Annotated in this window: 12 protein-coding genes; 9 read left to right on the top strand and 3 right to left on the bottom strand. The window is 67.0% G+C overall.

Annotation, left to right across the window (positions count from 1 at the left end; genetic code table 11):
• The first annotated feature begins 296 nt into the window (after window positions 1-296).
• From IFT60_RS01025 to IFT60_RS01040, 4 genes are all read left to right on the top strand, one after another.
• A complete protein-coding gene (locus IFT60_RS01025) occupies window positions 297-1,691 on the top strand; it encodes an APC family permease (RefSeq protein WP_192048518.1) in 1,395 nt (464 codons plus the stop codon).
• 28 nt (window positions 1,692-1,719) lie between these two features.
• The gene (locus IFT60_RS01030) at window positions 1,720-2,313 is read left to right on the top strand and encodes a class I SAM-dependent methyltransferase (protein ID WP_192048520.1); all 594 of its coding nucleotides are present in this window, start codon (window positions 1,720-1,722) and stop codon (window positions 2,311-2,313) included.
• 177 nt (window positions 2,314-2,490) lie between these two features.
• Window positions 2,491-5,865, top strand: a complete 3,375-nt coding sequence (locus IFT60_RS01035; protein WP_192048522.1) for an EAL domain-containing protein — start codon at window positions 2,491-2,493, stop codon at window positions 5,863-5,865.
• A gap of 154 nt (window positions 5,866-6,019) precedes the next feature.
• Window positions 6,020-8,227: an NADP-dependent malic enzyme gene (locus tag IFT60_RS01040; protein ID WP_192048524.1), complete on the top strand. Its 2,208-nt coding sequence runs from the start codon at window positions 6,020-6,022 to the stop codon at window positions 8,225-8,227.
• Between the two features lie 385 nt (window positions 8,228-8,612).
• Here the strand turns inward: IFT60_RS01040 and IFT60_RS01045 are convergent, their stop codons facing one another.
• Window positions 8,613-9,443 carry an alpha/beta fold hydrolase gene (locus IFT60_RS01045; RefSeq protein ID WP_192048526.1) on the bottom strand — a complete coding sequence of 277 codons (831 nt, stop codon included), beginning with the start codon at window positions 9,441-9,443 and terminating at the stop codon, window positions 8,613-8,615.
• A 153-nt stretch (window positions 9,444-9,596) separates the two neighbouring features.
• Complete coding sequence (locus IFT60_RS01050) at window positions 9,597-10,997, bottom strand: GntP family permease (protein ID WP_192048528.1); 1,401 nt, start codon at window positions 10,995-10,997, stop codon at window positions 9,597-9,599.
• A 273-nt stretch (window positions 10,998-11,270) separates the two neighbouring features.
• Between IFT60_RS01050 and IFT60_RS01055 the strand changes: the two genes are divergently transcribed.
• Window positions 11,271-13,322 carry a TonB-dependent receptor gene (locus IFT60_RS01055; protein ID WP_192048530.1) on the top strand — a complete coding sequence of 684 codons (2,052 nt, stop codon included), beginning with the start codon at window positions 11,271-11,273 and terminating at the stop codon, window positions 13,320-13,322.
• A 24-nt stretch (window positions 13,323-13,346) separates the two neighbouring features.
• Window positions 13,347-14,486, top strand: a complete 1,140-nt coding sequence (locus tag IFT60_RS01060; RefSeq protein ID WP_192048532.1) for an acetyltransferase domain-containing protein — start codon at window positions 13,347-13,349, stop codon at window positions 14,484-14,486.
• A 340-nt stretch (window positions 14,487-14,826) separates the two neighbouring features.
• Here the strand turns inward: IFT60_RS01060 and IFT60_RS01065 are convergent, their stop codons facing one another.
• Window positions 14,827-16,080 carry a sialidase family protein gene (locus IFT60_RS01065; protein WP_192048534.1) on the bottom strand — a complete coding sequence of 418 codons (1,254 nt, stop codon included), beginning with the start codon at window positions 16,078-16,080 and terminating at the stop codon, window positions 14,827-14,829.
• 322 nt (window positions 16,081-16,402) lie between these two features.
• Here IFT60_RS01065 and IFT60_RS01070 point away from each other — a divergent pair, with 322 nt between their 5' ends.
• The 3 genes from IFT60_RS01070 (at window position 16,403) to IFT60_RS01080 (ending at window position 19,513) form a co-directional block, all read left to right on the top strand.
• Window positions 16,403-17,377, top strand: a complete 975-nt coding sequence (locus tag IFT60_RS01070; RefSeq protein WP_192048536.1) for a tripartite tricarboxylate transporter substrate binding protein BugD — start codon at window positions 16,403-16,405, stop codon at window positions 17,375-17,377.
• Between the two features lie 159 nt (window positions 17,378-17,536).
• Window positions 17,537-17,998, top strand: a complete 462-nt coding sequence (locus IFT60_RS01075) for a tripartite tricarboxylate transporter TctB family protein (RefSeq protein WP_192048538.1) — start codon at window positions 17,537-17,539, stop codon at window positions 17,996-17,998.
• A gap of 9 nt (window positions 17,999-18,007) precedes the next feature.
• Window positions 18,008-19,513, top strand: a complete 1,506-nt coding sequence (locus IFT60_RS01080; protein ID WP_192048540.1) for a tripartite tricarboxylate transporter permease — start codon at window positions 18,008-18,010, stop codon at window positions 19,511-19,513.
• The last annotated feature ends 33 nt before the right edge of the window (window positions 19,514-19,546 follow it).

The raw sequence follows: 19,546 nt of genomic DNA on the forward strand, positions 1-19,546 counted from the left end.
GATGCACGGACACGTAAGGTGGGCGGCTACACCTTTCAGTTTGTGCGGCCGCAGCGTTTGCGCCGCCCACGCGTTCAACCAGCCGTTGCATCGTCGCGAAGTTTCAGGATGCGGTTGAACGCGTGGGCGGCGTTCAGGCAGCGGCCGAACAGCCGCCCAGGTGTAGCCGCCCACCTTACGGGTAATGCGCACCTTGGCAAACACGCACACACCGGCCGGCTAAATACGGAACCAATCACGCTCAACAGCGTCGAACCTCCATCGACGGGCAGCAGCCGTCACTACGATCGCGCGCCATGGACCGCAACGCAGCAGAGCCGATTATCGAAACCAGCGCCGCAGGCCCGCGTCCGCTGCTCGGCCTGCGCGAAGCGATCGCCCTGATCGTCGGTGTCGTCATCGGCGCCGGCATCTTCAAGGCGCCGTCGATCGTCGCCGGCCTGTCCGGCAGCGCCGGCGGCATGTTCGGCATGTGGCTGCTGGGCGGCCTGGTGTCGCTGGCCGGGGCGCTGTGCTATGCGGAACTGGCCACGTCCTGCGCCCATCCGGGTGGCGACTACCACTTCCTGCGCCGTGCCTACGGGCGCCCGGTCGCCTTCCTCTTCGGCTGGGCGCGCTTTTCCGTGATCACCACCGGCTCCATCGCCCTGCTCGCCTTCGTGTTCGGCGACTACATGCAGCAGGCCTGGCCCCTGCCCGGCCTGGCGCCGGCGTTCGGCACGGCCGCCTACGCCTGCGCGGTGATCGCCATCCTCTCGCTGGTCAACCTGCGCGGCTTGCGCAGCGGCGCGGCCACGCAGAACTGGCTGACGCTGGTCGAGGTCGGCGGCTTGCTGCTGGTCGCAGCCGCCGCCCTGCTGTTCGCCGGCCCCGGTCCGGCCCAGCCGCCGCCGGCAAGCGACAGCAGCGTCTCCTTCGGCATGGCGATGGTCTTCGTGCTGCTCACCTACGGCGGCTGGAACGAGGCCGCGTATATCAGCGCCGAGGTGCGCGACGGGCCGCGCAACATGGTGCGCGCGCTCATGCTCTCGATCCTGATCATCACCACCCTCTACCTGCTCGTCACCTGGGCATGCTGGAAAACCCTGGGACTGGGCGGCATGGCCGCGTCCGAGACGCTCGCCGCCGACGTCATGCGCCAGACCGTGGGCGCGGGCGGCGAAAAGGCGATTTCGCTGCTGGTGGCCGTGTCCGCCCTCACTTCGATCAATGCGACGATGATCGTCGGCGCCCGTTCGGGCTACGCCATGGGCTGCGACTGGCAGCGCCTGCGCCGCTTCGGGCGCTGGGACGGCGAGCGCGGCACCCCGGCGCCGGCGATGCTGGTGCAGGGCGTCGCCGCCCTGCTCCTGGTCGGCCTGGGCACGGCCTTCGGCGGCGGTTTCAAGTCGATGGTCGAATTCACGGCGCCGGTGTTCTGGCTTTTCTTTCTCCTGGCCGGCCTGTCGCTGTTCGTGCTGCGGCGGCGCGAACCGGCGCTGGCGCGTCCGTACAAGGTGCCGCTCTTCCCCTTGCTGCCGCTGCTGTTCTGCGGCACCTGCGCCTGGATGCTGTACTCGAGCCTGTCGTACGTCAGCAGCCAGTCGCTCGGCGGCATGAATGCCGCCTGGATCGGCGTGGCGGTGCTGGCGATCGGCCTGCTGCTGCTGCCCTGGCTGCGCACGCAACCGGATCCTGAATCCAGACAGTGACCCCACTCACCTACCAAGGAGACCCTCGATGACTTCGCTACCACGCCGCCACACCCTGGCCCGCCTCGGCGCCAGTGCCGCCGGTCTGCTCCTGCCCGCCGCACCCCTGCTGGCCCAGCCGACCGCCACGCCGCCGGCGCTCGACGTTCCCTACGTGCCCACGCCGCAGGAAGTGGTCGAGCGCATGCTGCAGATGGCCAAGGTGGGCAAGAACGACGTCCTGTTCGACCTCGGCTGCGGCGACGGGCGCATCGTGGTCACCGCGGCCAAGGCGCACGGCGCGCGCGGCACCGGCATCGACATCGACCCCGAGCGCATCAGCGAGGCGCGCAAGAACGCCGAGCAGGCCGGGGTGACCAAGCAGGTGAATTTCAAGGTGGCCGACCTGTTCGAGACCGACGTGTCGCCGGCGTCGGTCGTCACGCTCTACCTGCTGCCGAACATCAACACCCGGCTGCGCCCCCAGTTATGGAAACAGCTGAAGGTCGGCGCGCGCGTCGTGTCGCACGCCTTCGACATGGGTCCGGAATGGCCGCCCGAAAAAACCGAGAGCGTCGAGGGCCGCACCATTTATTACTGGACCATCAAGGAGGCGCACAAGCGCGCGGCGGCCAAGGCCTGAGCTGGCTGCGGACAATTGTTCTCCGGTGCCCGACGCTGGCGGTGCAGTGCATGCAAGCGGACCGTTGCGTCGTCATATCGGGCATTATGCTATCGTCATGACAACTGGCCGGCGTGCCGGACTGCGCCTGGAGCGGGCGCGGCCGCAAGGTGCGGCGCCGGCGTTTCCGGAGACGATATGTCGGGGACACTCGTCCGCACACTGCTGATCGCCTGTCTGGCCCTGCCCGCCCACGCCGCGCCGGCAGCGCCGCCGCACGCGCCACCAGGTGCGCAGCTGAACGTGCAGTCCGGTGCGCCATCGGGTGCGCCCGATCACAAGCCCCAACGCGCGCCTTTACCGCCCTTGCGTGTAGGAATGGACCAGAACTACCCGCCCTACTCCTCCCGCAACGCGCAAGGCAAGCTGGAGGGGTACACGGTCGACCTGTGGCGCCTGTGGCAGCAAAAGACCGGGCGGGCCGTCGAACTGGTGCCGGCCAACTGGGCGCAGGTGCAGCCGATGCTCGAGAGCGGCCGCGCCGACGTGATCGACCCGATCTTCCTGACCCCGGCGCGCCTGGCGCGCTTCGATTTTTCGCCGCCGTATGGCGCCGTCTCGACCGGCATCTACGCCGAGGCATCGATCGGCGGCATCCACGACATGGGCAGCCTGCGCGGCTTCGAGGTCGGCGTCCAGCAGGGCGACGCCTGCGCCGAGCAGCTGGCGCGCGCAGGCATCAAGCACGTCCGCGTGTTTCCCAGCTACGACACGCTGATGGCCGCGGCCGTGCGCCATGAACTCAAGCTGCTGTGCATGGACGAGAACTCGGCCGATTACCACTTGTACCGGCTCGGCCTGCATCGCAGCTACGTACAGGCTTTCGAGGTCACGCGCGACCCCTTGCGGCGCGCGGTGCGCAAGGGCGACGCCGCCACGCTGGCGCTGGTCGAGCGCGGTATGGCGCAGGTGACGGCCGCCGAGCGCGATGCCCTGCACGACAAATGGATGGGCCGTCCGCTGGTGCCCACGCGCTACGCCGAGCGCCTGGTGCAGGTCCTGGTCGTACTCGGCGCGCTGGTGCTGCTGCTGGGCGCCTGGTTGACCTCGGTGCGGCGCGCGGTACGCAGCCGCACCGCCGAACTCGAGCGCGAACAGGCGCAGCTGCGCACGCTGCTGGAAAACAGCCCGGACGCCGTCTGGCTGAAGGACCTCGACGGCGTCTACCTGGCATGCAATGCGCAGACCGCGACGGTATTCGGCAGGCCGCGCGAGGCCATCCTGGGCAAGCGCGACATCGACCTGTTCGACGCCGAGACCGCGGACCACTTCAACCGCGACGACAAGGCCACCCTGCGCGCGGGCGGTTCGCTCACGTTCGAAGAGACGGCGCCGCCCGGCGACTTCGAGCGGCAGGTGTTCGAAACCATCAAGACCCCGGTGACCCGGCCCGACGGCAGCGTGATCGGCGTGCTCGGCGTGGCGCGCGACATCAGCGAACGGCGCCAGCAGGAGCGCACGATCCGCGAGCAGGAGCGCCTGCTCACCGAAATGAGCAGCCTGGCGCAGGTCGGCGCCTGGGAAATCGATCTTGCCGACGGCAGCTTCCACTATACCGCCGAGCTGATGCGGATCTACGAGATCCCGGCCGGCCTGCCGGTCACGCCGGCCACCTGCACCGCCTGCTACAACGACGACGACCGCGCGCTCATCGGCCGCACGCTCGACGCCGCCGCCAGCGAGGGCCGGCCGTTCACGATCGAACTCGAGATGGTCAGCGGCGCCGGCAGGCGCAAGTGGGTGCGCTCGGTCTGCAGCGCCGTGATGGAGGACGGCCGCCCGGTGAAGCTGCGCGGCACGGTCCAGGACGTGACGCAGCGGCGCGACCTCGAGGAATCGATGCGCATGGCTAACCTCATCTACCAGACCAGTCTGGAAGCGATCGCCGTCACCGACGAGGACAACCGCATCGTCGACGCCAACCCGGCATTCTGCCGGCAGACCGGCGCCGCCTTGCCCGAGGTGCTCGGCACCCGGCCGGCCCTGTTCGAGTCGAGCGTCCACGACAAGTGCTTTTACGCGCGCCTGTGGCAGGACCTGCTGGCCAACGACCACTGGGAAGGCGAAATCCTCGACCGCAACCGCGACGGCAGCTTCGCCGCGAGCTACGTCGACATGCGCGTGATCCGCCATCCCGACGGACGTGTGCACCGCCACGTGCTGCAGTTCCACGACATCAGCGAGCAAAAGGAAAAGGACGAGCTGATCTGGCGGCAGACCAATTTCGACGCCCTTACCGGCCTGCCGAACCGGCGCCTGTTCCTCGACCGCCTGGCCCAGGATCTGAAAAAGGCGCAGGGCGCGGGCCAGGGTCTCGGTGTCCTGCTGCTCGACCTCGACCGCTTCAAGGACATCAACGACAGCTATGGCCATGCGCAGGGCGATGCCGCGCTGGTCGAACTGACGCGGCGCCTGGGCCGCTGCGTCGCGCCGGACGCGACCATTGCCCGCCTCGGGAGCAACATGTTCGCGCTGGTGGCCGAAGAATTCGATGGCCGCCGCCACCTCGAGATGACGGCCGACGCCATCATCGGCGCGATCGCCGCGCCGCTCGAACTCGGACCCGGTTCCGATGCCGTGGCCTACGTGTCGGCCAGCATCGGCATCAGCGTGTTCCCGGACGACGGGGCGGACGCGGCGGAACTGGTGCGCAACGCCGAACAGGCGGTATACCTGGCCAAGAGCGCCGGGCGCGGCCGCTTCCAGTATTTCACGCCGGCGCTGCAGCAACACGCGCGCGACAAGCTGAGCCTGACCAACGACCTGCGCGCGGCGCTGGCGCGCAACCAGCTGCAGGTGCACTACCAGCCGATCGTCGAGACCGACAGCGGGCGCATCCGCAAGGCCGAAGCCCTGCTGCGCTGGCAGCACCCCGAGCATGGCATGGTCAGCCCGGCGCGCTTCATCCCGCTGGCCGAGGAAGCGGGCCTGATCCACGAGATCGGCGCCTGGGTGCTCGACGAAGCCATCGCCAGCATCGAGCGCTGGCAACGCGTGTACGGCGTCCACGTGGAATTGTCCGTGAACGTGTCACCGGTCCAGTTCGAGCAGCATGCGCGCCTGACCTGGCTGAACCGGGTCGTAAACGCCGGGCTGCCGCCCAACAGCATCACGATCGAGATCACCGAAGGCGTGCTGGTGAGCGACGCCGGCCAGGTCACGCGCTGCCTCGACGCCCTGCACGCGGCCGGCGCGCGCGTCTCGATCGACGACTTCGGCACCGGCTTTTCCTCGCTCTCCTACCTGAAGCATTTCGACGTCGACTACCTGAAAATCGACAAGTCCTTCATCGACAACCTGAGCAGCGACGGCAGCGACCGCGCCCTGACCGAGGCCATCGTCGACCTGGCGCACCGGCTCGGCATCGAGGCGATCGCCGAAGGCGTCGAGACCGGCGCCCAGCGCGACATCCTGGCGGCGTTGGGCTGCGACTACATCCAGGGCTGGCACTGTTCGCCGGCGGTGCCGCGCGACGCCTTCGAGCGTTTCCTGGAGCGGCAGATGGTGCACTAAGCGTGGCAAGGTCACTGTCCTGCCGGCCTTGCCATGCGCAGAATTTTGCCCATTCACGTATGATGAGCATTTCGCCAACGACCAGGGGCCGCCCCATGCGCGCCGCATGATTCCTGTGCGCGCGAGCGCGCTCAGGCCCCGACAAGGAGACCACATGAGCACCGAAAGCAGCAACCAGGACGAATCCCGCGACACCCAATTGCGTGCCGACGCACTCGAATACCACCGCAGCCCCGTGCGCGGCAAGATCGAGGTGGTCGCCACCAAGCCGCTGTCGAACCAGCGCGACCTCTCCCTGGCGTATTCGCCGGGCGTGGCCTACGCCTGCGAGGAAATCGCGGCCGACCCGGCCAAGGCCGCCGAGTACACGTCGCGCGGCAACCTGGTCGCCGTCATTTCCAACGGCACCGCCGTGCTCGGCCTGGGCAATATCGGACCGCTGGCATCGAAGCCGGTCATGGAAGGCAAAGGCTGCCTGTTCAAGAAATTCGCCGGGGTCGACGTGTTCGACCTCGAACTCGACGAACTCGATCCGGACAAGCTGGTCGACGCCATCGCCATGCTGGAACCCACCGTCGGCGGCATCAACCTGGAAGACATCAAGGCGCCGGAATGCTTCTACATCGAGAAGAAGCTGCGCGAACGGATGAACATCCCGGTCTTCCACGACGACCAGCACGGCACCGCGATTATCTCCAGCGCCGCCCTGCTGAATGCCTTGAAGGTCGTGGGCAAGGACATCGGCAGCGTCAAACTGGCCGCCAGCGGCGCCGGCGCGGCGGCGATCGCCTGCCTCGACATGATGGTCAGCATGGGCGTCAAGCGCGAGAATATCTACGTGGCCGACTCGAAAGGCGTCATCTACGTGGGCCGCGACGCGAAAATGGAAGAGAACAAGGCGCGCTTCGCGCAGGAGACCGGCGCGCGCACGCTGGCCGACATCGTGCAGGACGCCGACGTCTTCCTCGGTTGCTCGACCGCGGGCGTGCTCTCGGCCGAGATGGTCAAGACCATGGCCGACAAGCCGGTGATCCTGGCGCTGGCCAACCCGGAACCGGAAATCCGTCCCGAAGTGGCGCGCGCGGCGCGGCCCGACTGCATCATCGCCACCGGCCGCTCGGACTATCCGAACCAGGTCAACAACGTGCTCTGCTTCCCCTACATCTTCCGCGGCGCGCTCGACTGCGGCGCCACGCGCATCACCGACGAGATGAAGCTGGCCTGCGTGTCGGCGATCGCCGACCTGGCCGAAGCCGAAGCCAACGACGCCGTGGCCGCCGCCTATGCCGGCGAAGACCTCAGCTTCGGGCCCGACTACATCATCCCGAAACCCTTCGATCCGCGCCTGATGGCCGCCATCGCACCGGCGGTGGCCATCGCCGCCGAACAGTCGGGGGTGGCCGCGCGCCCGATCACCGACATGGCAGCCTACCGCGAGCGCCTGGCCGAGATGATCTATCACACCGGCTTCTTCATGAAGCCGGTGTTCGCCAAGGCCAAGGCCAATCCGCGCCGCGTGGCCTATGCCGAAGCGAACGATGCGCGCGTGCTGCGCGCCGTGCAGACCGTGGTCGACAGCGCACTGGCGCAGCCGGTGCTGATCGGCAGCGCCGCCGAGATCGCGGCCGCGATCAAGCAGAACGGCCTGCGCCTGCGCGAAGGCGTCGACTACACGCTGGTCGCGGCCGAAGGCGACACGACCCTGCAGGGCACGCAATTGCTGGCGTCCGGCGACGTCGACGCCCTCATCTGCGGCATGCGCGGCAGCTACGACAGCCACCTGGCGCATGTGAAAGAGGTCATCGGCATGGCGCCGGGCGCCGGCGTGCTGGCGGCGATGAACGCGCTCGTGCTCGACAAGCTGACCCTGTTCATCACCGACACCTACGTCAACGACAGCCCGTCGGCCGACGAGCTGGCCGCGATTACGCGCCTGGCGGCTACCGAGTTGCGCCATTTCGGCCTGGAGCCGAAGGTCGCGCTGCTGTCGCACTCCACCGCCGGCTCGTCGGAACGCCCGTCGGCGCGCAAGATGCGCGAAGCCCGCGCCCTGCTCGAAGCCTCCGACCCCGGGCTGGCCGTGATCGGCGAAGTGCACGGCGACGCCGCCCTGTCCGAAGACATCCGCCAGGTCTACCAGAGCACCGGCGCCTTTGCCGGCAGCGCCAACCTGCTGGTGATGCCCTCGCTCGACGCCGCCAACATCACCTTCAATATCCTGAAGGTCTCGTCGGGCAAGGGCGTGACGGTCGGCCCGATCCTGCTGGGCGCGGCCAAGCCGGTGCACATCCTCAGTCCAAGCGCGACCGTGCGCCGCATCGTCAACATGACGGCGCTGGCGGTGGCGGGCGTGGGCCAGTAGACACCGTGATGGGCCGGCCACGTCGATGGGGCCGGCCACTACCCGCCGACGTTTCGCTCCTGGCGATGCGGAGATGGGCATGGCGACGGCGTTGACTTGATTAATAGCGTAGGGTGGACTCCCGAGTCCACGCGTTACGTGCGTCTCAAGAATACGCGGCGCCGAATGTTCGCTCACATGGTTTCCGGTGGCTACAAATACTCGCGATGCCTGCGTCGAATTGTCTATGAGTGGGTATTTGCAGCAGTCGGTAAAGGCATGCGCACGTAACGCGTGGACTCAGGAGCCCGCCCTACGTTACGCGATGGTCAACAAGACATCGCGCGTGTCAACGCCGGCTGCGCTGGCAAACGCTGGCGCAGCACAAGCGACCGGCAGTCGGGCTTCAACCCCGCACAAACGCCATGATATCGGCGTTGACCTGCTCCGCGTGCGTCGTCGGCAGCCCATGCGGCGCGCCCGGATAGGTCTTCAGCACGCCATTGCGCAGCAGCTCCGCCGTGCGCGGCGCCGACGCTTTATACGGCACCACCTGGTCATCGTCGCCATGGAGGACCAGCACCGGGATCGCGATGCGCCGCAAGTCTTCCGTAAAGTCGGTCTGCGAAAAGGCGACGATGCCGTCGTAGTGCGCCTTGGCGCCGCCCATCATGCCCTGGCGCCACCAGTTGAGGATGACCGGCTCCAGGGCGGTTTCGGGCGCGCGGTTGTAGCCATAGAACGGGCCGGCCGCGATCTCGTGGTAGAAGGCCGCGCGCCTGGCCGCCGTCTGCGCCTGGAAGTCGTCGAACACCTCCTTTGGCGTACCGTCGGGATTGGCGTCGGTCTGGAGCATCAGGGGTGGCACCGCGCTGATCAGGACCGCCCTGGCGACCGGATCCTCGCCATGGCGGGCGACGTAGCGCACCACCTCGCCGCCGCCGGTCGAATGGCCGACGTGGGTCGCACCCTGCGTGCCCAGGTGGCGCACGACCGCCGCCACGTCGTCGGCATAATGGTCCATGTCGTGGCCTTCCGACACCTGGCTGGATCGGCCATGGCCGCGCCGGTCGTGCGCCACGACCCGGAAGCCCTGGCCGAGGAAAAACAGCATCTGCGCATCCCAGTCGTCCGCAGTGAGCGGCCAGCCGTGGTGGAAGTGGATGACCGGGGCGCCGCGCGGCCCCCAGTCCTTGTAGAAGATATCGACGCCATCCTGCGTGGTGACAAATGCCATGATCGCTGCTCCTCGATAGGTTAGCTGCCCATGTTGCTGTGGCACTGAACTGTCGTCGGCTTGCCGACCGCTGCTGGTGAAAGCGCCCGCCGGCAGGCCTTCTGCTTCGACCGCGCCGGCGCCGGATTTACTGCATGCGCTGTTTGGATACCTTTACACGAGCCCGGTCAGGTAATACACCGCGATCACGAAAAACACCGCCAGCGTCTTGATGACGGTCACCGCGAAGATTTCCTTGTACGATTCCTTGTGCGTCAGCCCGGTCACCGCCAGCAGCGTGATGACGGCGCCGTTGTGCGGCAGCGTGTCCATGCCGCCGCTAGCCATGGCCACCACGCGGTGCAGCACTTCGAGCGGGATTTGCGCCGCATTCGCGCCCTGGATGAACAGGTCGGACATGGCGGCCAGCGCGATGCTCATGCCGCCCGAGGCGGAACCGGTGATGCCGGCCAGCGAGCTGACCGAGACGGCGGCATTCACCAGCGGGTCGGGGATGCTTTTCAGGGCATTGCCGACCACCACGAAACCCGGCAGCGCGGCGATCACGCCGCCGAAGCCGTATTCCGAGGCCGTGTTCATCGCGGCCAGCAGCGCGCCGCCGACGGCCGCTTTCGAGCCGGCCGCGAAGCGGTCCTTGAGGCGCGCGAAGGCGGTCGCCACCACCAGCAGGATGCCCAGCAGCAGCGCGCCCTGCACCGCCCAGATCGCCACCACGGTCTTAATCGGGGTCGTTACCGGCGCCTTCAGGCCCGGCAGGATGTCGGGCGCGACCGTGAACGAGGCGCCATACCATTCGGGGATCATCTTCGTCAGCACGAAGTTGGCGACGCCGACCAGGATCAGCGGCAGCAGCGCCAGCAGCGGGTTCGGCAGCGCGGCGGACTCGGTCCGCTCCGGCTCGTTCTGCAGTACCGTGCCGTAGCCCTCGCCCCTGGCCATCGCCGCGCGGCGACGCCATTCCAGGTAACTCAGGCCTACCACGATCATGAACAGCGAGCCGAGCGTGCCGAGGATCGGCGCGGCCCACGAGGTGGTCTCGAAAAAGGTGGTCGGGATGATGTTCTGGATTTGCGGCGTCCCCGGCAGCGAATCCATCGTGAACGAGAACGCGCCCAGGGCCAGCGCGCCCGGCATCAGGCGTTTCGGGATGTTGCTCTGGCGGTAGAGTTCGGCCGCGAACGGGTACACCGCGAATACAACCACGAACAGCGACACGCCCCCATAGGTCAGCAGCGCGCATACCGCGACGATCACGGCATTCGCACGCGAGCGGCCGATGTAGCGCATGGCGGCGGCCACGATCGATTCACTGAAGCCGGACAGCTCGATCAGCTTGCCGAACACGGCGCCCAGCATGAACACCGGGAAGTACAGCTTGACGAAGCCAACCATCTTTTCCATGAAGATGCCGGAGAACACCGGCGCGACGGCCGCCGGTTCGGTCAGCAGCACGGCGCCAAGGGCGGCGATCGGTGCGAACAGGATGACGCTGTAGCCGCGGTAGGCGGCAAACATCAGGAACGCCAGGGCGGCGAGAACGATCAGGAATGACACGGGTGCTCCTCTTCTCTTTTTACTTGATGGCCGATCGCGTGGTGCGGGACGGCGGCTTGCATTTTTCGACGCGCGCGTGGGGCGTCGGGCCGCATGGGGCGGCATGATTATTGGCGATTGTTGCTGTAAATGAAATACGTAGAACTACCGTATGGAACAGCGGCGCTCTTGCGCTCGCTAATGATAATGCTCTATCATTATCTTCTGAGTGGCAAAACGGGCAAACATGTGCGGTCCGATGTCGTCCGTCCCCAACAAACAAGGTTCCTGAAGATGAAACAACCGCTGCTGCCCACCATGCTGGCCCCTGTCCTGTCGCTGGTCGCTGGATTCGCGCTGGCCGAGGACCCGGCCATCGTGATGGGCGAGGTGCGCGTCAGTGCGCAGCGCAGCGGCGGTCCGCTGCTGACCAACCGCGTGCTCACCTCGGTCGATGTGCTCGGCGCCGACAAGATCGACGACAAGAACGTCATGGACAGCTGGGAGCTGATCGGCCAGCTGCCTGGCGTCCAGCTGACCGAAACGCGCATGGGCGCCGAGTCCGGCAAGGCCACCTTCCGCGCCTTTAACGGCGAGGGCTACATCAACGGCATCAAGGTGCTGATCGACGGCATTCCGAGCAACGTCAACAGCGGCAACCAGCGCTTCATCGACATGATCTTCCCGCTCGAGATCGACTATATCGAGGTCGTGCGCGGCACCAACGATCCGCGCTACGGCTTGCACAACATCGGCGGCAATATCAATTTCGGCACGCGCCAGGGCGGCAACTATACGGATGCCCGCCTGGGTGTCGGCAGTTACGACACGCGCGAGCTGCAGCTTGCGCTCGGCCGCGAAAGCGGCGCGCTGGCGCAAAACTACTTCTTCGCCAAACAACGATCCGACGAGTACCGCGGCAGCGGTTCCGACAAGCGTTCGGCCGGCGCCAAATGGTTCCTCGCCTCCGCCGACAAGACGCTCAAGGCTGGCCTGGTGCTGCGCACCTATCAACACGATGCCGGCGAGCCGGGCTTCCTGACGGCGGCCGAACTGCGCGCCGACCGGCGCCAGGCGCCGGCGAAAAACGCCAACGACGCCAGCGCGCGCACGATGCGCCATGCCGGCTTTCATGTCGATTGGCAGATCACGCCCGACGCTTTCCTCAGCAGCAAAGCCTACTTCAACAGCTATGCCGACGACCGGCGCGTGACCTTCACCAGCAATCCCGCCGGCACCGCCCCGCGCCAGCGGCGCCGCTGGGACGAGGAGCAACGCGGCCTGTTGTCCACGCTGACCTGGCGCCTCGCCGACACCGTGGTGCTCGAGGGCGGTGTGAACGTCGAACGGCAGGACAATCGCTACCGGCGCGAGCGCTTCACGTTTGCCAGCCCGACCGATTTCAGCACGCCTGCCGGCACGCAGAACGACGATACCTACAGTCTCGACAATACCGGCGCCTACCTGCAAGCCGTGCTGCGCCCGTCCGCCACCCTGAAAATCATTCCGGGCTTCCGGGTCGACAAGTTCAGCGGCGGCAATCGCGCCAACCTGACCGGCGCGCGCGCGCCCTTGCAGGACTACGGCTGGATCGACCAACCGAAGCTGAGCATGGTCTACAACCCGCTCAAGAGCGTCAGCATCTATGGCAACTGGGGCCGTACCTTCCAGGTGCTGACCGGCTCGGGCGCGCCTGCTTATCTGGTGCCCGGCCAGGCTGCCTTTGCACCGTCGATCAATACCGGCAAGGAGCTCGGCGTCAAGTTCAAGCTGGTGCCCGGTACCGACCTGCGCCTGGCCGCCTGGCGCCAGGATGCGACCGGCGAAGTGGCCAACATGCCGGCCACTGGCACTACCGTCGGCCTGGGCGAAACGCGGCGCCAGGGCGTCGATTTCCAGGTCTCCGGACAAGCCACGCCCAGGCTGAACCTGTGGCTGTCGCACTCGCTGCAAAAAGCCGAAGTGATCAGCGCCTTCGGCGCCGACGGCGTTTCGCTGGCCGGCAAGGAAGTGTTCTCCACGCCGCGCTTCATCAGCAACGCCGGACTGGAATACCGCGCCAGCGACAGCCTGCGCCTGGGCCTGCAGGGCCGTGCGCAGGGCGATTACTTCATCGACAGCCCGAACCGGGAAGGCAAGTTCGGCGGCTTTGCCGTGCTCGATGCCAGCCTGCGCTACGCACTCACCAGACGCACCAGCATCGACGTCCAGGTCAAGAACGTCACCGGCCGCGACGTCGAGTACGTCTGGTACGATCATTTTTTCTGGCCTGCCGACGCTTACCAGCCGATGTTTTCGGCGGGTCCGGGACGCACCGTCCACCTGGCGCTGAACGTCAAGCTGTAGTCATCACGCCACTCCTGGAATCCCATGCAAAAGCCCAGTAACCGCATCGCTTCGATCGACGTCGTGCGCGGCCTCGTCATGCTCTTGATGACGGTCGACCACGTGCGCGAGACTTTCTTCCTGCAGCACCAGGTGAGCGACCCGATGGACGCCGCCACGGTCGATCCCGCCCTGTTCTTCACGCGCCTGGCCGCCCATTTCTGCGCGCCGATGTTCGTCTTCCTCACCGGCCTGTCGGCCTGGCTGTATGCGCATCCGCCAGGCGCGCCGCGCGACGCCACCGGCTTTCTCGTCAAGCGCGGCGCGCTGCTGATCGGACTCGAGCTGGTGGTCGTGAACTTCGCCTGGAGCGGCAGCCTCACCCCCTCGATCCTGTACCTGCAGGTGATCTGGGCCATCGGCCTGGCGATGTTGGCATTGGCTCTGCTGCACCGTCTGCCGCTACCGCTACTGGCGCTAACTGGCATCGTCATCGTCGGCGGCCATAATCCGCTGGCCGGCGTGTCGTTCGAACCAGGCGGCATCAAGGCCGCGGCATGGACGATCCTGGAGAACCGCGGCTTGCTGATGAATGGCGCCCTGAAGGTCAAAGTCAGCTATCCGGTGCTGGCCTGGATCGGCGTGATCCTGCTCGGCTATGCCTGCGGCCCGCTGTATGCGCGCAGCACGCGGCTCGATGCCGCAAACCTGCGCCGGCGCCGCCTGGCCTGGGGCGGCGTGGCCTGCCTGCTGCTGCTCGTGCTCCTGCGCGGCGCGAACCTGTACGGCGAACCAGTGCCGTGGTCGGTGCAGGACGAGGCCGTGCGCACGTTGATGTCGTTCCTGAACTTCACCAAGTACCCGCCTTCGCTCGACTTCCTGCTGCTGACCCTCGGCTGCGGCCTGCTGGTGCTGGCCGCGATAGAATCCGTCGACAACGCATTCACGCACATGGCCGCCGTGTTCGGCGGCGCGCCGCTGTTCTATTACCTGCTGCACCTGTACGCGCTGCTGGTGCTGCAGCGGATCGCAGCAAGCATGTTGGGCGTGGCGCGTGCCGACCTCGCGACGGTCTGGCAGGTCTGGGCGCTGAGCGCGCTGCTGGCCGCGGCGCTGTGGTGGCCGACCCGGCGCTTCGGGCGCTACAAGCGCGAGAGCGGCAAGGCGTGGGTCAGGTATTTTTGACAGTCACCGGCCGGTTCCCTGGTCAAAACGCGGTACGTGGTTCAGACACTTTGCAGCGCGTGGACGAAGTCCACCCTACATTACCCCGAACAGTCGCGTACGTAGGGTGGACTTCGTCCACGCGTTACGCACGGTTCCTTGGTCGAAACGCCGTACGTGGCCCGGACGCTTTGCACCGCGTGGACGGAGTCCACCCTACATTACCCCGAACAGTCGCGTACGTAGGGTGGACTTCGTCCACGCGTTACGCACGGTTCCTTGGTCGAAACGCCGTACGTGGCCCGGATACTTTGCACCGCGTGGACGGAGCGGTCCGCCGCGCGGTCCACCCTACATTCAATCAACGCCCACGCATCAGCCAGACCCGGCTGCGCACGCCCGGCTGCAGGCTGCTGTTGACGATGGCAATGCGGCCATCGCGGCCGAGGGCGAGCTTCTGTCCGAGCAGCCCCTGCTGGCTGCCGTTGCTGCCACCCGCTGGGGCGGCGCTGCCGGGAACCACGGACGGCGTGCTGAAGCGATGGCCGGCATCAACCGAGCGCACGAAACCGAGCGATTGCGCGCGGCCGTCCGCGCCCAGGTTTTCCCAGGCGACGGCCAGTCCGGTACCGCCGTCGCCCGCCAGCATCGGGTAGGCCGCGCCGCCCGCCGACAGCGTGCGCGCGGCGCCGAAGCGGCCGCCGGTGGCGCTCGTGTAGCGGATGTCGGACCGGGCGCCGGGCGCGCGCTGGCGCGCGTACACCAGGTGCAGGCGCCCGCCGGCGGACGCCAGCCGCGGCGCATCGGGCCTGCCCTCGCCGGCGCCGACCAGCTGCGGCGCGGCGAAGCTGGCGCCGTTGTCGCGCGAGGCGGCGACGCGGATGGCCGCCTGCGGGTCCTCGCCCACGCTCCAGGCGAGGTGGATGGCGCCGCCAGGTCCGGCGGCCAGCGACGGCCCGCGCGCCGGCCGCGCGCCGTCGCCGGCGATCCGGCGCGGCGCCGAAAACGCGGCGCCGCCATCGCGCGAGCGCGCCAGCCACAGGGCGCCGTGGTATTCGGTCCAGGCCGCGAACAGCGTGCCGTCGGCGCCGACGGCGAGATCGAGGCTGCCGTTCGACCAGGTGCGGCGGTCGAGCCGTCCCTTGCCGTCGCCGCCGATCGAACGCGACAGGTTGCGCGGCGCCGCGAAGGTCTGGCCGCCGTCGTGCGAGGCGGCGAACAGGATGTCGCCGCCGTGCGAGCCGCCCGAGAAAATGATTTCCTGCCACAGCAGGTAGACGCGGCCCGCGCGCGCCGGGTCGACGGCGATGCGCGGCAGCCAGGAAAACGTGGCCGGGCTGCGCGAGACGTTGACGGCCGGACCTGGCCTGCCGCCGGCACCGATATGGCGCAGCCAGACGTCCTTGCCCTTCTGGTCGGCCCAGGCCATGAGGTGTCCGCCGCCGGGTGCCGCAGCGCCAGCGGCAGCGACCGTGGCGTCGTCGACATAGTCGTAGCGCGACGCGTTCTGGCGCCATGGCCCCTTGTCGCCGCGCCCGGCGGCGATCTCGAGCGGCGCTTCCCACCCCGGGACGGCGGCGGCGCCAAGCGATGCGAGCAGGAACAGCGCTTTCATGATCACCTCCCGTCCCGAGGCTAGCACCACCGGCGCAGCGCCGCTGCACAATCCGCGCGCCGTTCAAACCGCCTTCGCACTAATATGGATGAGTGTCGCACGCCCCGGGTTTTCAGCTTGCCGGGCAAATATGGATGAGCGTTGCATGGCATGCAATTGCGGTTTTCCCTTAGTTGCAAATAAGATTATTTACTGGTACAACCGAAGCCTGAGTACATACCTGTTCAACAAGATCCGAGCGCGGGCCCCGGCCTGCCGGAGAATCGCGTGAATCGGGTGGACGGTTGGGCATAACTTATAAACAGAGACCGAGGAAGACACCATGAAAATCACCCTGATGCGCGCCGCCGCATGCCTGGCATTGTTTGGCAGCGCACTGGCGCATGCCCAGAACTACCCGACCAAGACGATCACCATGATCGTTCCGTTCGCCGCCGGCGGCCCCACCGACACCGTCGCGCGCCTGGTGGCCCAGTCGATGGGCACCAAGCTCAAGCAGCAGATCATCATCGAGAACGTCGGCGGCGCCGGCGGCACGATCGGCGCCGCGCGCGTCGCCAAGGCCGCTCCGGACGGCTACACCCTGTTCCTGCACCACATCGGCCACTCGACCGCGCCCTCGCTCTACCGCAAGCTGAGCTATAACGCGCAGACCGACTTCGAGCCGATCGGACTGGTGACCGACGTGCCGATGATGATCGTCGCACGCAAGGACTTCCCGGCGCGCGACATGAAGGAACTGCTGGCCTACGTCAAGGCGAACAAGGACAAGGTCACCTACGCCAACGCCGGCGTCGGCTCGGCCTCGCACCTGTGCGGCATGCTGTTCATGACGGCGATCGGCACCGACCTCACCACCGTGCCCTACAAGGGCACCGGCCCGGCGATGAACGACCTGCTCGGCGGCCAGGTGGACTTCATGTGCGACCAGACCACCAACACCACCAGCCAGGTCAAGAGCGGCAAGATCAAGGCCTACGGCGTGACCACCAAGGCGCGCCTGCCGTTCATGAAGGAACTGCCGACCCTGAACGAATCGGGCCTGCCGAACTTCGAGGTCGCGGTCTGGCACGGCCTGTACGCGCCGAAAGGCACGCCGAAACCGATCGTCGACACCCTTGCCAGCGCCCTGCAGACGGCCCTGAAGGATCCGAACGTCAAGCAGCGTTTCGCCGACCTCGGCACCGAGCCGGTGGCGGAAAAACGCGCGACGCCGGAAGCGCTGCGCGCCCACGTCAAGTCCGAGATCGAGCGCTGGGCGCCGATCATCACCAAGGCCGGCGTCTACGCCGACTGACCCGTAAAGAAGCAGGGGCGGACTGCCGCGCGGGATCACTTCCCGCGGCCGGTCCGCTGCGCGTACAGCGACGGGATGGAGACACCCCTGCCGCCGCGACGCCGAGCTCGACCGCATTCATCAAGTAACGCTTTTTTATAAGAAGCAAAGGAGCGCGCAGTGCCATCTTTCATCCGCCACCCCAAAGACTTTTGGACCGGCATCATCTTCCTGTTCTTCGGGCTGGCCGCCATCATCATCGGCCTCGACTACCCGATGGGCTCGGCCGGCCGCATGGGTCCGGCCTATTTCCCGGTCGTCCTCGGCGCCCTGCTGAGCCTGGTCGGCCTGGTCGGCGTGATCCGCTCCTTCGTGCGCAACGGCGAAGCGATCGGCAGGTTCCACATCAAGGAACTGGTGCTGGTGCTGGTCGCCGTGCTGCTGTTCGGCTTCCTGATGCGCAAAGCGGGCCTGGTGCCGGCCGTGCTGGTGCTGGTGCTGATGGCCGCGTACGCCAGTCCCAAGTTCACCTGGAAAGCCAACATCGTGCTGGCCGTTGGCCTGGCCGCGTTCGCCGTGCTCATGTTCGTCAAGCTGCTCGGCTTGCCGATGCCCATCCTCGGCCCCTGGTTCGGTAATTAAGAAGACATCATGGAAATCTTTGCTAATCTCGGGCTGGGTCTCGAAACCGCCTTTACCCTCACCAACCTCGCCTACTGCCTGATCGGCGTGTTCGTCGGCACTGCCGTCGGCGTGCTGCCGGGCCTGGGTCCGGTCGCCACCATCGCGATGCTGCTGCCGGCCACCTTCGGCCTGCCGCCGGTGTCGGCACTCATCATGCTCTCGGGCATTTACTACGGCGCCCAGTACGGGGGCTCGACCACCGCCATCCTGGTCAACCTGCCCGGGGAATCGTCCTCGGTCGTGACCGCCATCGACGGCTACCAGATGGCCCGCAATGGCCAGGCCGGCAAGGCGCTGGCCACGGCCGCAATCGGTTCCTTCTTCGCCGGTTCGGTCGCCACCGTGCTGCTGGCCCTGTTCGCGCCGCCGCTGGCCGAACTGGCGCTGAAATTCGGCCCGGCCGAGTATTTCTCGCTGATGGTGCTGGGCCTGGTGGCGTCGGTCGTGCTGGCCAGCGGTTCGCTCCTGAACGCGATCGGCATGGTCATCCTCGGCCTGCTGTTCGGCCTGATCGGTACCGACGTCAACTCGGGCCTGGCGCGCTACACCTTCGACCTGCCGGAACTGGCCGACGGCGTCAACTTCGTGATCGTGGCGATGGGCATGTTCGGTATCGGCGAGATCATCCGCAACCTCGAGCACGACGAATCGCGCTCGGTGATGATGAAGAAGGTGCAGGGCCTGATGCTGACCAAGGACGACTTCAAGCGCATCATCGCGCCGGTCCTGCGCGGCACCGTGCTCGGCTCGGCCCTCGGTATCCTGCCGGGCGGCGGCGCCATGCTCGCCTCGTTCGCGTCGTACTCGATCGAAAAGAAGATCTCGAAGAACTCGGCCAATTTCGGCAAGGGTGCGATCGAGGGCGTGGCGGCGCCGGAATCGGCCAACAACGCCGGCGCCCAGACCTCGTTCATCCCGATGCTGACCCTCGGCATTCCGTCGAACCCGGTGATGGCGCTGATGATCGGCGCGATGATCATCCAGGGCATCCAGCCGGGTCCGGCCGTGATGACCGAGCAGCCTGCGCTGTTCTGGGGCCTGATCGTGTCGATGTGGTTCGGCAACCTGTTCCTGGTGGTGCTGAACCTGCCGATGATCGGCCTCTGGGTCAAGATGATCATGGTGCCTTACCACCGCCTGTATCCGGCGATCCTGATGTTCTGCGCGATCGGCGTCTTCAGCCTGAACAACAACGAGTTCGACGTCTACCTGATGGCGATCTTCGGCCTGTTCGGCTACATCTGCGCAAAACTGGGCGCCGAGCCGGCGCCGATGCTGCTGGGCTTCATCATCGGTCCGATGATGGAAGAGTACCTGCGCCGCGCGCTGCTGCTCTCGCACAGCGATCCGCTGGTGTTCGTCCAGCGCCCGATCAGCGCCGTCATGCTCGGCCTGGCCGCGCTGGCCATGGCGGTGGTGCTGTCGCCGTCGCTGCGCAAGAAGCGCGAGGAAGCCTTCCACGAGGAAGACTGATTCCGACCCGCGGGGCTACTCGCCCCGCATCCA

The organism is Massilia sp. CFBP 13721 (genome assembly GCF_014842025.1).
Classification (GTDB): Bacteria; Pseudomonadota; Gammaproteobacteria; order Burkholderiales; family Burkholderiaceae_D; genus Telluria.